At 57.8% G+C, this 16,735-nt stretch carries 12 protein-coding genes; all 12 read right to left on the minus strand.

The genetic code is table 11. The features are described from left to right. Nucleotides 1-9 precede the first annotated feature (9 nt). Nucleotides 10-1,008, minus strand: coding sequence for an elongator complex protein 3 (locus tag VXK30_RS10160; protein WP_275717539.1), 999 nt, complete (start codon nt 1,006-1,008; stop codon nt 10-12). Next, the gene (gene rnc, locus VXK30_RS10165) at nt 1,005-1,679 is read right to left on the minus strand and encodes a ribonuclease III (protein ID WP_275717541.1); all 675 of its coding nucleotides are present in this window, start codon (nt 1,677-1,679) and stop codon (nt 1,005-1,007) included. Before rnc ends, VXK30_RS10160 begins: the two co-directional genes overlap by 4 nt. Nucleotides 1,680-1,710: 31 nt before the next feature. Next, the gene (plsX, locus tag VXK30_RS10170) at nt 1,711-2,745 is read right to left on the minus strand and encodes a phosphate acyltransferase PlsX (protein WP_275717543.1); all 1,035 of its coding nucleotides are present in this window, start codon (nt 2,743-2,745) and stop codon (nt 1,711-1,713) included. A gap of 179 nt (nt 2,746-2,924) precedes the next feature. Beyond that, a complete protein-coding gene (gene trmFO / locus VXK30_RS10175) occupies nt 2,925-4,247 on the minus strand; it encodes a methylenetetrahydrofolate--tRNA-(uracil(54)-C(5))-methyltransferase (FADH(2)-oxidizing) TrmFO (RefSeq protein ID WP_275717544.1) in 1,323 nt (440 codons plus the stop codon). After that, nucleotides 4,244-6,325, minus strand: coding sequence for a type I DNA topoisomerase (topA, locus tag VXK30_RS10180; RefSeq protein WP_275717545.1), 2,082 nt, complete (start codon nt 6,323-6,325; stop codon nt 4,244-4,246). Before topA ends, trmFO begins: the two co-directional genes overlap by 4 nt. 138 nt (nt 6,326-6,463) lie before the next feature. After that, a complete protein-coding gene (gene dprA, locus VXK30_RS10185; RefSeq protein ID WP_275717546.1) occupies nt 6,464-7,618 on the minus strand; it encodes a DNA-processing protein DprA in 1,155 nt (384 codons plus the stop codon). Nucleotides 7,619-7,620: 2 nt separating this feature from the next. Further along, nucleotides 7,621-8,430, minus strand: a complete 810-nt coding sequence (locus VXK30_RS10190) for a TrmH family RNA methyltransferase (protein WP_275717547.1) — start codon at nt 8,428-8,430, stop codon at nt 7,621-7,623. A gap of 57 nt (nt 8,431-8,487) precedes the next feature. Next, entirely contained in the window at nt 8,488-8,841 is a 354-nt protein-coding gene (gene rplT, locus VXK30_RS10195) for a 50S ribosomal protein L20 (RefSeq protein ID WP_275717548.1), read from the minus strand. Nucleotides 8,842-8,888: 47 nt separating this feature from the next. Next, complete coding sequence (gene rpmI, locus VXK30_RS10200) at nt 8,889-9,086, minus strand: 50S ribosomal protein L35 (RefSeq protein ID WP_275717549.1); 198 nt, start codon at nt 9,084-9,086, stop codon at nt 8,889-8,891. A gap of 22 nt (nt 9,087-9,108) precedes the next feature. Continuing rightward, nucleotides 9,109-9,681: a translation initiation factor IF-3 gene (gene infC / locus VXK30_RS10205; protein ID WP_442868018.1), complete on the minus strand. Its 573-nt coding sequence runs from the start codon at nt 9,679-9,681 to the stop codon at nt 9,109-9,111. A gap of 153 nt (nt 9,682-9,834) precedes the next feature. After that, nucleotides 9,835-13,368 (minus strand): helicase-exonuclease AddAB subunit AddA, encoded by a 3,534-nt coding sequence (gene addA, locus VXK30_RS10210; protein ID WP_275717550.1) that lies wholly within the window; start codon nt 13,366-13,368, stop codon nt 9,835-9,837. Beyond that, nucleotides 13,365-16,715, minus strand: coding sequence for a PD-(D/E)XK nuclease family protein (locus VXK30_RS10215; RefSeq protein WP_275717551.1), 3,351 nt, complete (start codon nt 16,713-16,715; stop codon nt 13,365-13,367). The genes addA and VXK30_RS10215 overlap by 4 nt, the downstream gene beginning before the upstream one ends. Nucleotides 16,716-16,735 lie beyond the last annotated feature (20 nt).

A 16,735-nucleotide genomic window follows, 5' to 3' on the forward strand; every position in this document is an offset into this window, starting at 1 on the left:
TCACCTCAATTATTCTATCGTAAAGCAATTTTCCTCTACGCCTGCGTCCTGTACGATTTTTGCGCGGTAGCCCAGTTGCGCAAGCGCGGCCAAATTGCACTTTTTCTGCCCCGCAGCCTTTGATGCCGTTTTCGGGTTCACCTTAATCATAATACTGTCTTTTAACTGCGGATTTTGCCGTAAGTACGCGGAAATTCGGCGAAGCAGGCGCACGCTTTCGCAAAGCTCCCGGAAAGCCGGATGCCACGGTCCGGCGAGCATGTCCCGCTCCAGCTCCGGCGAGCTGTGCAGTCCCAGGCGGATGACCCTGATGCCCTGATCCTCGAAGAAATCCAGCAGTCCGGCGCAGAGTTGCACGGTTTCTTCCAGATTCAGCGTTCGGTACTCTCCTCTGAGATATCGGTCGCCCAGCTCCGTCCCCCGCATAATGACGGTCGGATAAATCCGCATATTCTCCGGATGGAGCGCGGCCAGCTTTCTCGCGGTCAGCACGCTGCCTTCGGCGGTATCGCCGTAAAGCCCGGTCATCATCTGCAGCCCAAGCGTAAAACCGTTGGATTTCACCAGCCGCGCCGCCGCCGCGACCTGTTGCGCGGTATGTCCGCGCCGGTTCAGCCGAAGAACACGGTCGTCCATGCTCTGCGCGCCGAGCTCAATCGAGGTAACGCCGTATTTTTTCAGCAGCTTCAAAATCTCTTCGTCAATACAGTCCGGCCTTGTGGAAACGCGGATTCCCGCAAAGGTGCCGTCCTTTACAAAAGGCGCCGCCGCTTCCAGAAGGGACACCATATAGCCCGGCTCAATCGCGGTAAAGCTGCCGCCGAAAAAGGCAATCTCTGCATTTTTCGTATTCCCGCGCAGGCTGTTTTTCGCGATCCCGGCCGCGTTTTGCACCTCCCGCGGCGAAGGCTGCGCCAGCCGGCCGGTAATGGCGCGCTGGTTGCAGAAGCTGCACTGGTGCGGGCAGCCGTTGTGGGGCACGAAAATCGCTACGTTGGCGTGTTTCAATAACCCATCAGCTCCATTGCTTCGCGGGCAGCCTGCTGCTCGGCCTCTTTTTTGCTGCGCCCGCCGCCCTTGCCGATGACGTTGCTGTTCAGGTGGACCTCCACGGTAAAATGCTTGTCGTGGTCGGGGCCGCTTTCGCCCGTCAGCACATATTCCAGATGTTCCTCCGGATTCTGCTGGATGATCTCCTGCAGGGCGGTCTTATAATCCTTGAAGGCTTTCGGCCTTGCCGTCTGCAGCAGGGGCAGGACAAAGCGAAGGATAAACTTGCGGGCCTCCTCCATGCCGCCGTCCAGATAAATCGCGGCGATAATGGACTCGAACGCGTCGGCCAGGATGGAGGAACGCGTGCGGCCGCCGGAGTTCTGTTCCCCGTGGCTTAAAAGCAGGAACTTCCCGACCTCCAGCTGGGTGGAGAATCCGCAGCAGGCCTTTTCACAGACCAGCGCGGCCCGCTTTTTCGTAAGATCGCCTTCCGGCAGGTCTGGGAACTGCTTAAACAGGTAATCCGCCACCACCAGCCCCAGGATCGAGTCCCCGAGGAACTCCAGCCGCTCGTTGCTGCCGCCCGGCACCCGGGTTTCGTTGGCATAGGACGAATGGGTCAGCGCCGTTCTCAGATACTGCTGATTTTTAAAATGGTACTCCAGCTTCTCTTCCAGTTCTTTCATAAACTCACGCTCCGTTAAAACGAATCTTACCTTATTCCGCCGCATCTTCATCGTCGGATTCTTTTGCGGTATTCTTTTTATAGTTCTCAATGGAGCTTGCGATTTCGTCGACAACGCCGCCGGAAACATAGGATTTTAACAGACGGAGCGCATTATAGAAGGTTTTTGCCTTTGCGCTGCCGTGCGCCTTGAACACCGGTTTGGCGCAGCCCATCAGCGGGGCGCCGCCGTATTCGTTGTAATCCATCGTCTTTCGGAGCGTTTTGATGTCCTTTAAAACAATCGCCGCCGCAAGCTTGTTCAGAGTATTTTTCGTGAAGATCTCCTTTAGTTTCCCCATCAGCAGGATGGCTACACCCTCATATGTCTTTAAAATCGAATTTCCGGTAAAGCCGTCCGCAACAATCACATCGCCGGCATCCAGCGGGATATCGCGCGCTTCAATATTGCCGACAAAGTTCAGACCGGAATTTTTCAGCATGGCAAACGCTTCGTGCTGAAGGTCGCCGCCCTTGTGTTCCTCCGTGCCGATGTTGGCAAGAGCGACCCGCGGATGATCGATATTCATGACCTTCTGCATGTAAACGGAACCCATCACGCCGAACTGGCGGAGCATGTCCGCCTTGCAGTCCACGTTCGCGCCGGAGTCGATCAGCATAAAGCAGCCTTCCCTTTTCGGCATGACCGGCGCAAAGGCGACGCGCTTGATTCCTTTGATCCTTTTGACGATCAGGGTCGCGCCGACTACCAGAGCGCCGCTGTTGCCCGCGGAAATACAGGCGTCGCCTTCCCCCGCGGCCAGACGGCGCAGGGCTTCCGCCATGGAGGAATTGGATTTTGATTTCATGATTTCCCCGGCGTGCTCTTCCATGGTAATCACGTCCGGCACATCGATAACCTGCATGCGGTTCAGGGAAATCTCATGTTCCTTCGCCACCCGGCGGATTTCCTCCTCCCGCCCGGTCAGCAGAATATCGATGTCCAGCTCCGCGACGGCCTGTGCGCAGCCTTTCAGAATTTCGAGGGGGGCGTTGTCGCCTCCAAATGCATCAACGATTATTTTCATTTGAAACACCTCTGTTTTGACATTCATTCAAGGCCTCGTTTGAAAAATCAAGGAACTTGTCTGTCTCGGCTAAAATTGCGCCGCCCGGCGTCAAAAACGCTCGGAATACGGACAGTATTCCTGCACTTTTTTCCTTGCTCGGCACAATTTTATCTCGAAAATCCGTCATTTTTTATTTATCAAACAAGGCCTGGTTGATTTGCTGCCATGATTTTTTTCAATTCCTGCAGGGAACGGGCGGAAAAGGCGGCGTAGCGCTCCTTTTTGTCGCGGATATGCGCCTCGAGCGGCGGGATCACGCCGAAGTTGGCCCCCATGGGCTGAAAATCGGCTTCACTGCCGCACGCCACATAGCGGCTCAGCGCGCCGATCATGGTCGTGTCCGGCAGAACCAGCGTATCCCGCCCGTTCAGGCGGCGCACAGCGTTGATTCCCGCCATGATGCCGGACGAAGCGGATTCCATGTACCCCTCCACGCCGGTAATCTGACCGGCGAAAAAGAGGGCCGGCCGTTCGCGCAGGCTGTAGTCGGCGGAAAGCACTTTGGGCGAATTCAGGAAGGTATTGCGGTGCATGACGCCGTAACGGAAATATTCGGCGTTTTCAAGGCCCGGGATCATCCCGAACACGCGCTTCTGTTCCCCGAATTTCAGGTTGGTCTGAAAACCCACCAGATTGTACAGAGTTCCCTGACTGTCCTCCCGCCTCAGCTGAACGACCGCCCACGGGCGGTGGCCCGTTCGCGGGTCGCGCAGGCCGACCGGCTTGAGCGGGCCGAAACGCAGGGTATCCGTCCCGCGCTGCGCCATCACCTCCACCGGCATGCAGCCCTCGTACACCTTCGGGTCCGCGACGTCGAAATCGCGTACGGGCGCGCGCTCGGCGGAAACCAGGGCGGCGCAGAAGCGCTCGTATTCCTCTTTGTCCATCGGACAGTTCAGGTATGCGTCGTCCCCGCCCTTGTCGTACCGGGACGCGGCAAAGATTCTGTCCCTGTTCAGGCTTTCCGCGGACACGATCGGCGCGGCGGCGTCAAAGAAGCTGAGGCTTCCGCCGCAGAGAGCGGCGATTTTTCCGGCAAGCGCATCCGCGGTAAGGGGTCCTGTCGCGATCACGGCGATCCCGTCCCGGGGTATTTGCGTGATTTCCTCACGGTGGATATGAATCAGCGGGTGAGCGGATATTTTTCGCGTGACGGCCTGTGAGAACCGGTCCCGGTCAACCGCGAGCGCGCCGCCCGCCGGTACCCGGCAGCCATCCGCGCACTGCATCAGCAGGGAATGCAGCCGCCTCATTTCCTCTTTTAAGAGCCCGGCGGCGCTTTCCACGCGCTCCGCTTTCAGGGAGTTGGAACAGATCAGCTCGGCAAAATCCGGGCTATGATGCGCCGGGGAATACCGGACCGGCTTCATTTCGTAAAGCTCGACCTCGATTCCCGCCCGGGCGATCTGCCACGCGGCCTCACAGCCGGCAAGACCCGCGCCGACGACTCTGATACTCATTCTTCCTCCGTTTTCTCGTAGCCGCAGTCAGGGGTAATGCAGTAGTATTTCGGATGCTTTCCCTTCTTCTTCAGCAGGGTCTTGCCGCAGCGCGGGCATTTTTCCGTGCTCGGTTCGTCCCATGAGATGAAGTCGCACTTCGGGTACTCGGAGCATCCGTAAAAGATCCGGCCCTTTTTGGATTTTTTCACAATGACCTTGCCGCCGCACTTGGGGCATTCCGCTCCGGTTTCCTGTACCAGCTTCTTGATGTTCTTGCACTCCGGATATCCCGGGCAGGCGATAAATTTGCCGTAGCGACCGGTCTTAATGACCATTCTGCGGCCGCATTTTTCGCAGATAATATCGGTTTCGTCCTCTTTGAGCTGAATCTTTACGCCCTGCATATCCTCTTTGGCCTGCTTGAGCGTCTTGTCGAAATCCCCGTAAAAATCATGGAGCGTCTGAATCCAGTCGGTCTTTCCGCTCTGGACGCTGTCCAGATCGTTCTCCACCTGCGCGGTAAATTTGATATTGACGATTTTCGGGAACTTCTCCCGCATCAGCTTGGTCGAAACCTCTCCCAGCTCCGTCGGTTTCAGGGCTTTGCCTTCGCGCACAACATATTCGCGGCCCGTAATCGTCGAGATGGTCGCCGCATAGGTGGACGGACGGCCGATTCCGTTTTCCTCCAGCGCCTTGATGAGGGAAGCCTCCGTATAGCGCGGGGGCGGCTGTGTAAAATGCTGGTTGCCCGCGATTTCCTTCAGCTTGAGCAGCATATCCTTTTCCAGCACCGGCAGAGAGCCTTCCCGTTCCGCTTCCTCATCCCTGCCCTCTTCGTAGAGCACGGTAAAGCCGTCAAAGGTGACGGTGTAGCCGGAGGCCTTGAAAATATAGTCCTTTGCCTGAATATCGGCCTGCGTGGTACTCTGCAGGCAGTTGGCCATCTGGCAGGCGATGAAACGTTCCCAGATCAGCTTATACAGCTTATACTGGTCGCCCGTCAGGCTGTCCTTCACCTTATCCGGAGAAAGCCCCGGCATGGACGGACGGATGGCCTCGTGGCCGTCCTGCGCGCCGGCTTTTGTTTTAAAATGGCGCGGCGTGTCAGGCAAATATTTTTTGCCCCAGCGCTCCAGAATATAATCGCCCGCATCCTTGATCGCGTCTTCGGAAATACGGAGCGAATCCGTTCTCATGTAAGTAATCAGACCGACGGCGCCCATTTCGTTGATTTCAATGCCTTCATACAGCTCCTGGGCGGCCTTCATGGTGCGGCGGGCCTGAAAACCCAGCCTGCGGGAAGCCTCCTGCTGAAGAGTGGAGGTAATAAACGGCGGCGCGGGCGACTTCTTGCGCGTGCCTTTCTTCAGCTTGACAATGCGGTATTCCGCGTTTTCCAGCTCTGCAAGAATCTTGTCGGTCTGTTCCTTGTCCGATATTTTGATCTTTCCGTTGGTATCGCCGTAAAAGGTTGCGCCAAAGACCCGGCGGGAACCGTGTGGGACGAATTTTGCGTCGATCGTCCAGTATTCCTCGGGTACGAAAGCGCGGATTTCCTCCTCTCGGTCCACAATAATGCGCACCGCGACGGACTGCACGCGCCCGGCGGAAAGGCCCCGGCGGATTTTCTGCGACAGGAACGGACTCAGCTTATAGCCCACGAGGCGGTCCAGGATGCGGCGGGCCTGCTGTGCGTTGACAAGATCGATATCGATCGTGCGGGGGTTCTCCATTCCTTTGGTAACGCCCGTTTTCGTAATTTCATTAAAAGTGATACGGTTGTCCTTTTCGGTATCAAGACCGAGGATGTACGCCAGATGCCAGGATATCGCCTCTCCTTCGCGGTCGGGGTCGGTCGCGAGCAGGACGCCGTCGCTTTTTTCGGCTTTGTCCTTCAGCTCCTGAACCAGCTTTTCCTTTCCCTTGATAATTTCATACTTCGGTTTGAAATCGTTTTTTACGTCAACGCTCAAACGGTTTTCCGACAAATCGCGTACATGCCCCATGGACGCGATCACGTCGTAACCCGAGCCTAAAAATTTTTTAATTGTCTTGGCCTTGGCCGGTGATTCAACGATCACTAGCTTTGACATGAAAACCACCTCATCTGTCCTGTTTTTATTTTCTTTTTGTTTGCTGGTATTTGGAATTTATTCAATATTATAACGTATTACCATAAAATATTAAACATTTTTAAAATTTGCCGAGCGTTCGGCAATTTTTAACAATATTTAGACCGACAGGCTGTAGCGGCGCCCGGAATGGGAACGGATCTTTTCGGCAAGCTCCAGTTCGGTCACCGCGGTCAGAAGCCGCGGTGCGGAAATGCCCGTCAGGCGCTCCAGCTCGGAAAGATGCTTCGGCGAGTCCGTCAGGCTGGAATACAAAAGCACGGCATCCTCTGAAAATTCCTTTTCATCCAGCGGCCCCGCCGCCGGCTGCACCGGCGCCGGTTCCGGAGAAAGAATCACATTCGTTTCCTCATCCCTGAAATCGATCTGGCCGGGGAAGCGGTAAAGATACTCCTCCAGAATCTCGCCCGCGTTGGACACGGGCTTCGCCCCGCTTTTAATCAGCCCGTTCACCCCCTGGGAAACAGGGCTGTAAATCCCGGCGGGCACGGCGAAAACGTCCCTTCCCTGGTCCAGCGCGTACTGCGCGGTAATCAGCGAGCCGCTTTTCCCGGCGGCCTCCACCACAAGGGTTCCCAGCGTCAGGCCGGAAATAATGCGGTTGCGGATCGGGAAATTGGAATTGACGGCCTGCGTGTTCGGGGGATACTCCGAAATGACCGCGCCGGAAAGCGCAACGGCCTCGCGCAGAGACGCATTTCCCATCAGGTAATTATAATCGATGCCGCAGCCGAGGACACAGACGGTTTTCCCGCCGGCCTGCAAAGCGCCCTTGTGGGCCGCCGTATCAATCCCCAGCGCGCCGCCGCTGACAACCACCGCTCCCTGTTTGGCAAGCTCAAAAGCGAAGCTGCGCGCGGTCGCGATTCCGGTCGCAGTCGCTTTGCGGGTGCCCACAATGGCGATGCTGGGAACCGCGGAAAAATCCGGCAGGGTTCCCCTGACATACAGCGCGCAGGGCGCGTTATGAATCTCACCGAGCGGTTCGGGGTAACCGGCGCACCCGGGCGTAAGAACCTGCTGCCCGATTTTCTCACAGTACTCAAGCAGGGCTTCGGCGTCCCCGATGGAGAACGAGCCGAGCTTTCCCAGCTCGTTCTGCGTAAAGTAACCCTCGAGCAGCCAGCTTTCCATACCCGCGGCATAAAAGTCGTTCAGAGAACGGTAACCCGAAAGAATACGGTTCTGCTTGGAGCTGCCCGCGCCGAGCGCATGCTGCAGCCACACCCAGTATGCCCTTTGGTCAACAGACATTCTTAAACGCCTCCCGATTTTTCGCGCATCATTTCCCACATCAGAATCGCGGCGGAAGCCGACGCGTTGAGAGATTCCGCTCTGCCGAGCATGGGGATGGTCACCGACCCCGAACAGGCGGCGACCGCCGCGGAAGTAAGCCCGTTTCCTTCATTGCCCACGAAAAGCACCGTCGGCTTTCGGAAACCGACCTCCGTCACCTTTTGAGCAGAGGAGTCCGGAACCGCGGCAAGGGTGACAAACCCGCGGCCGTTCAGAAATCCGATGGCGGAAGCAAGCTCGGCCCCCACATAGAACGGAAGTCGGAAAACCGCGCCCATGCTGGCGCGCAGCACCTTCGGGGAATAGACGTCGCAGCAGCTGCCGCCCAAAAGGACGCCGCCGATCCCCAGCGCTTCCGCCGTACGGAGCACCGCGCCCAGGTTGGCCGGATTCTGAATGTTCTCAAGCCCCAGGTAATGAAGCCCCGGCTCCATTGCCTCCAGTTTTTCCGTCCCGGCACGCATTCTGCAGACGCAGAAAATGCCCTGCGGGGACTTTGTGTCCGACAGAAGCGCCGCGACATGCGGCTCCACCAGATAGCTCTCTTCCGCCGCCGGCTGAATTTCGCCGAGATAGTCCGCGTATCTTTCGCCCGCCTGCGCCGTGTAAAACAGAGTCCTGATACCGACCCCGCTCTGCGCCGCGTCGCGGCAGAGCCGCGCGCCCTCGGCCAGAAAAAGTCCCTCTTCCCTGCGGAACCCGGCGGTCGAGGAAAGGCGTGCGGCGTGTTTGATGATTTCATTTTGACGGCTTGTAATCAGATCCGGCATGTTTTCTCTCCATATAAAATTTGCGCCCGGTTTTTTTCCGGGCGCAATTACAGCTTTTTAAAGCGCTGCCTTTGCTTTTTCAATCAAGCTCTTAAATGCGGCTTCGTCGGCAACGGCGATTTCTGCAAGCATTTTACGGTTCAGCGTAATCCCCGCTTTTTTCAGCCCGTTCATAAATACGGAATAGCTGACGTCGTTCGCGCGGCATGCGGCGGAAATACGGGTAATCCACAGGCGGCGGAAATCTCTCTTTCTTGCTTTACGTCCGATAAACGCGTAGTTACCTGATTTCATGACGGCCTGTTTAGCCATTTTAAAATGTCTGCTCTTGGAACCCCAGTAGCCCCTCGCAAGTTTTAAAGTCTTTTTTCTTCTCTTGCGTGTCATCAACGCACCTTTTACACGTGCCATTCTATTACCTCCATTGAAATGGTTATTTTAATCAACAGGACTAACTCTTATTTGTAAGGAATTAATCTCTTTACCTGCGCCACGTTGGTCTTGTCGGCAACAGTGGTTTTCCTGAGGCCTCTCTTGCGCTTGGTGGTCTTTTTGTTCAGGATATGGGATTTATTGGCATGGCCGCGGATCACTTTTCCGTTCTTGGAAAGCTTGAAGCGCTTTTTCGCGCCGGTATGTGTCTTAATTTTAGGCATGGTATTGTCCTCCTTATGATGATTACTTAGCGGGTTTGGATGCAAGGAACATGAGCATATTACGTCCCTCTAACTTTGCCGGTTTTTCCACATTGGCGATTTCGCTGAGTGCCTCAGCAAAATTCCGCATAATGCTGTAACCCTGCTCCGGATGTCCCATTTCCCGTCCGCGGAAGCGGATGGAAGCCTTGACCTTGTCGCCATCCTTTAAGAAGCGGGTTGCGTGACCGACTTTTGTGTTAAAGTCGTGAGTGTCAATGTTTAAAGACAAACGGATTTCCTTGATGTCGACAATGCGCTGATTCTTCTTTGCTTCCTTATCACGCTTTGCCTGCTCAAATCTGAATTTGCCGTAATCAATAATCTTGCACACCGGCGGCGTTGCCTGCGGCGCGATCTTGACAAGATCAAGATTCTGTTCGAACGCTTTTTCCAAAGCCTGGGCCGAACTCATGATGCCAAGCTGAGAACCGTCCGAACCGACGACACGCACTTCCCTGTCACGAATTTCCTCGTTAATCTGCAGTTCCTTGTTGCTAATTGTTAAGCACCTCCAAAACACGTTATCGGTTTTAATAAAAAGCGCGGGCAGAATATCCGCCCGCGCAACAATACACAAAAATGACGACTTTCAAAAGCCGGTTTCCGTATTGACCCATGGCGGACGAAACCCCACAGGTGTGGGCATAAGATGCCCCGCTTTGTTTTACTGAATTATTTTACCAGTGATTTTTTCATTTGTCAAGCGTTAATTGGAGATTTCACAATTCAGGCTGAAGGAATAAAGCAGGCACCCGGCAACCTTTTTCCCCGTACATTGTTCCATCGCCAGACGATAAAGCGCAAGCTGCGTACGGTAGCGTTCCCACAGCTCCGAGGGGTGATTCGTCCGATCGGTTTTATAGTCCACGATCACCAGCTCGCCGTTTTCCTCAAACGCGCAGTCGATCGCGCCCTGCAGGACCACAGGCTGGTTTTTCAGTTCGTCCGGCAGTCCCGGACGGACGTCGCCCGCGGTAATTTCCGCGGTGAAGCGATATTCCCGCAGAACGTTTTCCGAAGCGAAAATCCTTTTTGCGAGCGGGCTTTCAAAGAAGGCCCGCACGCGGGCGAGATCGACCGCGTTCCCCTGTTCGGCCGTCAGGAAGCCCTGCGCGACAAGGCGTTCCAGCTCGCTTTCGGGGGCTTCGCGCGCTTTTTCGTAATCCGCGAACTGCATATAGGTATGCAGCGCCGTTCCGCGCTCGGCAGGAGTCAGCCCCGTTTTGCTTAAAAACGCGGGGCGGGACACGGCGGCGTACTGCGCGGAAAATTCACGCGCGGCAAGGTCGGAGGCCGCCACCTTGGCCTGTATCCCTTTTAAGGCGGCGTACGGATAGACATAGTCCATCGCCGAAGAGATTTCTTCCTCCAGCGCCAGGTCCGGCCGCGCGGGCAAAACCTCCTCCGGCCGCCGTACGGCAGGATCCCCCTTCGGCGGATAGACCAGATTCATGGCCCACGGCTCTTCCGAACCGACGGTGATCCCCGGCAGGGCGCAGGCAAGGTCTCGCAGGCGCGCGCCGTCGGGGTGGCGCAGGGCGCAGAGCAGCAGCCAGTCGGAAATACTGGAAACGCTGCGTACCACATAGGGCTGGATCCTGTTTTCCTCCGTCAGCCGGGCGGCGAGCTTTCCGAGCGTTTTTCCCGCATCCTTGACCGTCGTCACCATGATGAGCTTTTCCTTCGCCCTCGTCATGGCGACGTACAGCACGCGCAGCTCCTCGCTCATTTCATTGCGGTCCAGCTCCAGCGCGACCGCTTCGCGCGGCATCGTCGTGTAGCGGCAGAGCCCGGCGTCGTCCCTGAGCTTTACCCCAAGGCCGAGCGACGGGTGCAAAAGCACGTCCCCCCGTTCCTTATTGAAGCGCCGGGAGCACCCGGCGAGGATGCAGACCGGGAACTCCAGCCCCTTGCTGCGGTGGATGCTCATGATTTTCACAACATTGGCCGCCTCGCTGATGGTGGAGGCGGGCGCGAGGTCGGCGCTGCTTTTCTGAAGCCTGTCGATAAACCGGATAAAACCGGAAAGCCCGTTGTAACCGGAGGCTTCGTATTTTTTCGCATATTCGAGCAGCAAACGAAGGTTCGCAAGCCGCAGTTCCCCGTTGGGCATTGCCTGAACCAGATTCAGATAGCCCGTTTTGTCGTAAACCGCCTGAATCAGCCGGTCCGACGGCATGGTAGCCGCCAGCGTACGGTAGGCATCCATATCGCGCAGAAAGTCCGCCGCGCGCGGATTGCCGTCCTGTGCGGCAGAGACGAGCGCGGGATACAGCGGCGCGCTGCGCGACGGGATGCGGATATCGGCCATATCGTCCGCCGTAAAGCCGTAAATGGGGCTCATCAGCACCGACAGCAGCGGAATATCCTGCATCGGATTATCGATCACGCGCAGAAGCGAAACCGCCACCCCCACTTCCGCCGCCGCGAAGAAACCGCCCGCCGTGTCGGCCCAGGCCGGAATCCCGAGCGCGGCCAGTTCCCGCGCGTATTCGTGCGCGTACTGGTTCGCACTGCGCAGCAAAATGCAGATATCCCGGTAGACGACGGGCCGCTGCCGGCCATGGTCCGTCACAGTGGTACCGTCCCCGGTCATCCGATAAATCAGCTCCGCGATATGGCGGCTTTCCGCTGCGATCATTTCCTCATCGTCTTCGGACGCCGAAAGGTCGATGATATCGAGCTGCGCCGCGGGTTCGCCGCAGGACGGGTAATCCGCCCCGGCGGCCAGTTCCTCCGCTTTCGTGTAATCCAGCTCGCCCGTCTGCTCGCTCATCAGCTGGCGGAACACGAAATTCACCGTTTCGGTCACCCCGCGGCGGCTGCGGAAGTTTTTGTCCAGTACCACGCAGGCGGGATATTCGTCCTTTGTTCTGTCGTAATCGGGGTACTGCGCGCGGCGGCGCAGGAAAATCTGCGGCATCGCCTGACGGAAACGGTAAATGCTCTGCTTGACGTCGCCGACCATGAACAGGTTATTTTCCTTTTGGGAAACCGCGCGGAAAATCATATCCTGCGCTTCGTTGGTATCCTGGTATTCGTCGACCATCACCTCGTCGAACCGGGCGGAGATCTCCAAGGCGTCCTCCGTCGGCGCAAAGCCGCCGTCCGTCTCCCGGACCAGCAGCTTTAAGGTGTAATGTTCCAGATCGCTGAAATCCGCCGCGCGGCGCTCCCGTTTCAGCCGGTCCAGCTCTTCGCCGAATTTTTCCGTGACCTCGAACAGCTTCTTTACCAAGGGGGCGATGCGGGCAATCTCTTCCCCGCATTCCCGTTCGTCAGCGCCGAACAGCTCCGCCAGTTTTTTGACGGTTTCCTGCACTTCCTTGCGGCTCGCCGAAAGCTTGTTTTTCAGCGGGTCGTCGCCGTAGCCCCGCAAGGGCTTCAGCCTTTGAAAGGCGAAATTGGCGCACTGGAAGGAGACGGCGTCCCAGCCGCCCGCGTCCGCCGCGTCTTTCAGCGCCAGAAGCCCCGCCAGATCGGAATGGAAGCCGTCGCCATACGCGCCGGCGATTTTTTCGTCCTCCCGCATCAGCGCAAGGGAATTGCGCGTCAGGGAAATACAGTAGTCCACCGCGTCCGCGGCGTACTTTAAAACGGTCCGTCCCCACACGGTCCGGGAAGCGGGAGCCTCCCCCCCGTACATGGCGGCCTTTTCCCGCAGCCAGCGGCCCGGGAACGGATGCGACCGGACAAAATCGTAAAGGGTATCGACGGTCCGGATCATGCGCGCGTCGTCCCGGCCGGAGGAAAACGCGTCGACAAGAGCGTAAAAATCCGGGTCGTTCTGTGCGTAAAACGCTTCCAGAATGGCGGAAACCGCGTCGCCGCGCAGCAGCTTCATCTCGCTGTCGTCCAGAATGCGAAAATCCGGGGAAATCCCCAGCTTATAAAAGTTTTCCCGGATCAGCTCGCTGCAAAAGCTGTGGATGGTGCTGATATGCGCGCGGGTCAGCAGAATCTGCTGACGCTGAAGCCGCACGTTCATAGGGTCGGCTTCCAGCAGCCCTGCGATTTCCGCCGCGATACGGCCGCTCATTTCCGCCGCCGCGGCTTTGGTGAAGGTAACGACGAGCAGCCGGTCGGCGTCGGTGGGGTTCTGCGGGTCGGTCATGCGCTCAATCACGCGCTGCACCAGAACCGCCGTTTTTCCGGAGCCCGCCGCGGCGGATACCAGCAGCGTGCCGCCCCGAGCTTTGATCGCGTCCTGCTGGCTTTGCGTCCATGTGCGTGCGCTCATTCCTCGTTCCCTCCCTTTGCCTGCGCAAGCTCTTTGATGACTTCGTCCCTGTCCCACTGCTGCATCTCGCGTGTGGGATCGTCCCTTTCATGGCCACAGACGGACGCATAGGGGCACCACGCACAGGCGTCGTAGGTACCGGAAAGCGGCACCGCCGAAACGTCGCCGCCGTGAAGCTCTTTGGCCATCGCGCCGACCAGCTCTTTAATATGTTTCATCACACCGGCCAGCTCCCCCGGAGAAACCACGTGGTCGCGTTTTCCCGGCACGCCGTCTTTGAGCGCGACCGGGATATAATTCCCCTGCCCGCCGTGCTCCATAGCCGCGATGATTTCGGCGTCGTCCAATATAAGCCCGTCCATCCGCAGCTTTTTCGCCGCCTCCTGCCCGATCTTTTCGGCTTCCGTACTGCGGGAAGCGGAAACGGCGGGGCGGTTCGCGGGCATATACAGCACGCCGGCGGGCCGGACCTCCCCGTAGCGGCCGCCGCCGTTCTCCATCAGCGCCGCCAGATAGATCAGCATCTGCATGTTGACCCCGTAAAGGATATCCGATAATTTGAATTCCTTATGGCCGGTTTTATAGTCGATCACGCGTACATAGCCGACCCCGTCCCGGTCGAAAAGATCGACCCGGTCGATTTTGCCGTCGATTTCCACCTGTCCCCCGTCCGGCAGCGGGATACGCAGGGGGGGAATCCCATCTTTTCCGATGGAAAGCTCGAAGTCGACGGGCTTAAATTCGCTCTGGGAAAGCTCCTTGGCGATATGGGACGCGATCACCTGTGCCGAATCGGCCAGACGGAGGAACAGGTACACAAAACGCGGCGACTTATTCTGAACGCCGCTCATTTTGGTATCGACGTACACATCTAAAAGACGGAGGATTTCCTGTTTGAGCTCCTCCGGGCTCATGCGGAGGATGGCTTCGCTGCCGGTGTCGCGGAACAGCTTCTCCAGTAAAAAATGCATCAGGCTGCCGTACTCCAGCGCGTCCAGCTCCGCCGCCCGGCGCTCCTTCGCGTTCAGGCCGAAACGGCAGAAGTACTGGAAGCGGCACAGATAAAACTTTTCGATCTGCGTCGCGGAAACATGGAGATTTTCCCCGAACAGCGCCGTCGCTTTTTCAGGGGAAGCGAAAACGAAGGGCCGGTTCTGCGCGGCGCGGTCGATCGCGGACAGGCGGTGTTCGCAGCCGCGCTTTCCGAACAGGTCTTTCAGCGTGGCGGACAGTACGGTATTGTGCTTCCACTGCTGCGCCGTCAGTTCAAAGGCGGGTTCCTTCGCGTTCGCGAAATACGTCTGCGGCAAAAGAAGCTCGTTGACGACCGCCGTATTTTTTAAAATGGAGCACACTTCGCCCGGGATGGAGGAAGGCGTGTTCGCTTCCCCCGCCGGGCCGGTAAGCGGATACGTTATGTACAGCCTTTCGGAGGCGGCGCTCATTGCCGCGTAGGCAAGGAAGCGCTCCTGCACCGCCGTACCCTCAAGGGTGTCGTTCAGGGGAAGTCCCAGACGGATGAGCTCCCGCCGCTCGCTGTCGCTGAAAACGCAGTCCCCGCCGGGCGATAAGGGAAATTCGCCCTGCGCGGCCCCCATCAGAAAGACCACCTTCGGCGCTCCGGTTCTGGTGCGGTCGGCGGCCCCGACGGTCACTTCGTCCAATCCCTGCGGGATGCTTGCCATACGGTTTGCCAGAATGACCAGACGCAGAAGCTCCGCGTAGCGCGCGGAGGTGACGGGATTCTTTTGCAGCACCAGCGCCGTCTGGTCCAGAATCTGCATCAGAAGGTCCCAGAGCCGCAGCTGGCGGTCGGCAAGCTCCGGCTCCCCGCAGTCGGACAGATGCCGCGCGAGGTCTTTCAGGTGCCCGGCGGCGCCGATGTCCTGAAGCAGGTCGTACACCGCCGCGGCCATTCTCTCCCCGTCGGTATCGCGGAGTTTGAAAGCAAACCGAAGCAGCGGCTTCATCACCGCTTTCCGGCTTTCGTTGATTTCCGCGAGCTTTTTCAGGTCGGAGTCCGTCATTTCTTCCGCAAACCCTTTGGGATGCTCCGTCCAGTCCTCTTTCCACTGTTTCCCTTCCTTGCCCCACACGAAAACATAGTTTTCCAACTGGGAGATTTCATCGGTGCCGAGCGCCGTCAGGCCGGTTTTCAGGTACGAAAAAACGGAGTCCGAGGAAAAACCGGACTGTACGGTTTTGAACGCGGAAAGCACCAGGCGCATCAGCGGTTCGGCGTCGATCGCCTGTGGCTTATCCATAAAATACGGGATTTCCCACCGCTCAAGAGCCAGATCGAGAACCCCGCGGTAACGGTCGGTCGAACGGGTGATAATCGCAAAATCGCGGTAGCGATAGCCCTTTTCCATCACCAGGCGGCGGATGGAGGCGGCGACAAAGGCGGACTCGCCGTACGCGTTGTTTGCTTCATACAGCACGACGTCCCCGTTATTTTCGCAGTCCTGCGCCGTGCGCCCGCAGCGGAAGGCCCCGGCCTCCACCGCGGCCAGCGGCCTGCTTTGAAAACGCGCCCCGCCCGGCAAAACGGCCGGCGGCGCGATTTTCACGCCGTTTTGGCGCGCAAGCCGCGTCAGGTTTTTCCCGGTTCGGCGGACAAGGGAAAACAGGCCCATGCCGTACTCCGGGTCGTCAAGCTGATCAGTACAGAGCGTAACGTACAGGTCGTCCGCCTGAGAAAGGATCAGGTTGATGATATTGTATTCCTGCACCGTGAAGCTCTGGAACGAATCGAGCGCCACGGTATATTCCGAAAAGAAGCGATGCTCCTGCAGGGTGTTTTTCAGCCTTGTCAGGTCATCCAGCGGATCGACAAAGCTTTGCGCGACCAGCGCGTCATAGGCGGAAAGGATCAGGGAAAGTTCCGTCATTTTCTGGCGCAGGGTCCCCCGGGGCATTTCCCCCGCCGCGTGTCCGATATCGAGCGGGGTCACGCCGCACATTTTGAATTCCGTGGAAGCGGCGATCATCAGGCCGACAAGCTCGGTGCTTTCCGCGTTCTTGCGGTAAAAGCTGAGCTGGTCCTTCACCTGCTCCAGCGCGAGGTTCATAAAGATGCTGCGGCCCCCGTCGTCCAGCCGGCGCCCCGCGCCGCCGCCGTACCGGCGAAACACCAGATCCGCCAGGCGGGAAAAGCTCGTGACCGAAACGCGCTGCACATCCTCCGCGCCGAGCAGCCGGAGCATGGCGCGCTCGTTTTCAAACGACGACTGCTCCGGTACGATCAGCATGATTTTTTTCTGTGCGGCCTGAGCCATATTTTTCAGTTCTGCCCGCAGCAGTTCCGTTTTCCCGCTGCCCGCGCGGCCCAAAATAAAACGCAGCATCGTATGCCCCCAAACATTCA

Source organism: Caproiciproducens sp. CPB-2 (assembly GCF_036287215.1).
GTDB lineage: Bacteria > Bacillota > Clostridia > Oscillospirales > Acutalibacteraceae > Caproiciproducens.

What these genes read in the sequence shown, in the direction of transcription:
- dprA (WP_275717546.1), bottom strand. Translation starts at nt 7,618, where the DNA reads ATGTCTGTTGACCAAAGGGCATACTGGGTGTGGCTGCAGCATGCGCTC.
- plsX (WP_275717543.1), bottom strand. Translation starts at nt 2,745, where the DNA reads ATGAAAATAATCGTTGATGCATTTGGAGGCGACAACGCCCCCCTCGAA.
- VXK30_RS10190 (WP_275717547.1), bottom strand. Translation starts at nt 8,430, where the DNA reads ATGCCGGATCTGATTACAAGCCGTCAAAATGAAATCATCAAACACGCC.
- trmFO (WP_275717544.1), bottom strand. Translation starts at nt 4,247, where the DNA reads ATGAGTATCAGAGTCGTCGGCGCGGGTCTTGCCGGCTGTGAGGCCGCG.
- rnc (WP_275717541.1), bottom strand. Translation starts at nt 1,679, where the DNA reads ATGAAAGAACTGGAAGAGAAGCTGGAGTACCATTTTAAAAATCAGCAG.
- VXK30_RS10215 (WP_275717551.1), bottom strand. Translation starts at nt 16,715, where the DNA reads ATGCTGCGTTTTATTTTGGGCCGCGCGGGCAGCGGGAAAACGGAACTG.
- topA (WP_275717545.1), bottom strand. Translation starts at nt 6,325, where the DNA reads ATGTCAAAGCTAGTGATCGTTGAATCACCGGCCAAGGCCAAGACAATT.
- rpmI (WP_275717549.1), bottom strand. Translation starts at nt 9,086, where the DNA reads ATGCCTAAAATTAAGACACATACCGGCGCGAAAAAGCGCTTCAAGCTT.
- rplT (WP_275717548.1), bottom strand. Translation starts at nt 8,841, where the DNA reads ATGGCACGTGTAAAAGGTGCGTTGATGACACGCAAGAGAAGAAAAAAG.
- addA (WP_275717550.1), bottom strand. Translation starts at nt 13,368, where the DNA reads ATGAGCGCACGCACATGGACGCAAAGCCAGCAGGACGCGATCAAAGCT.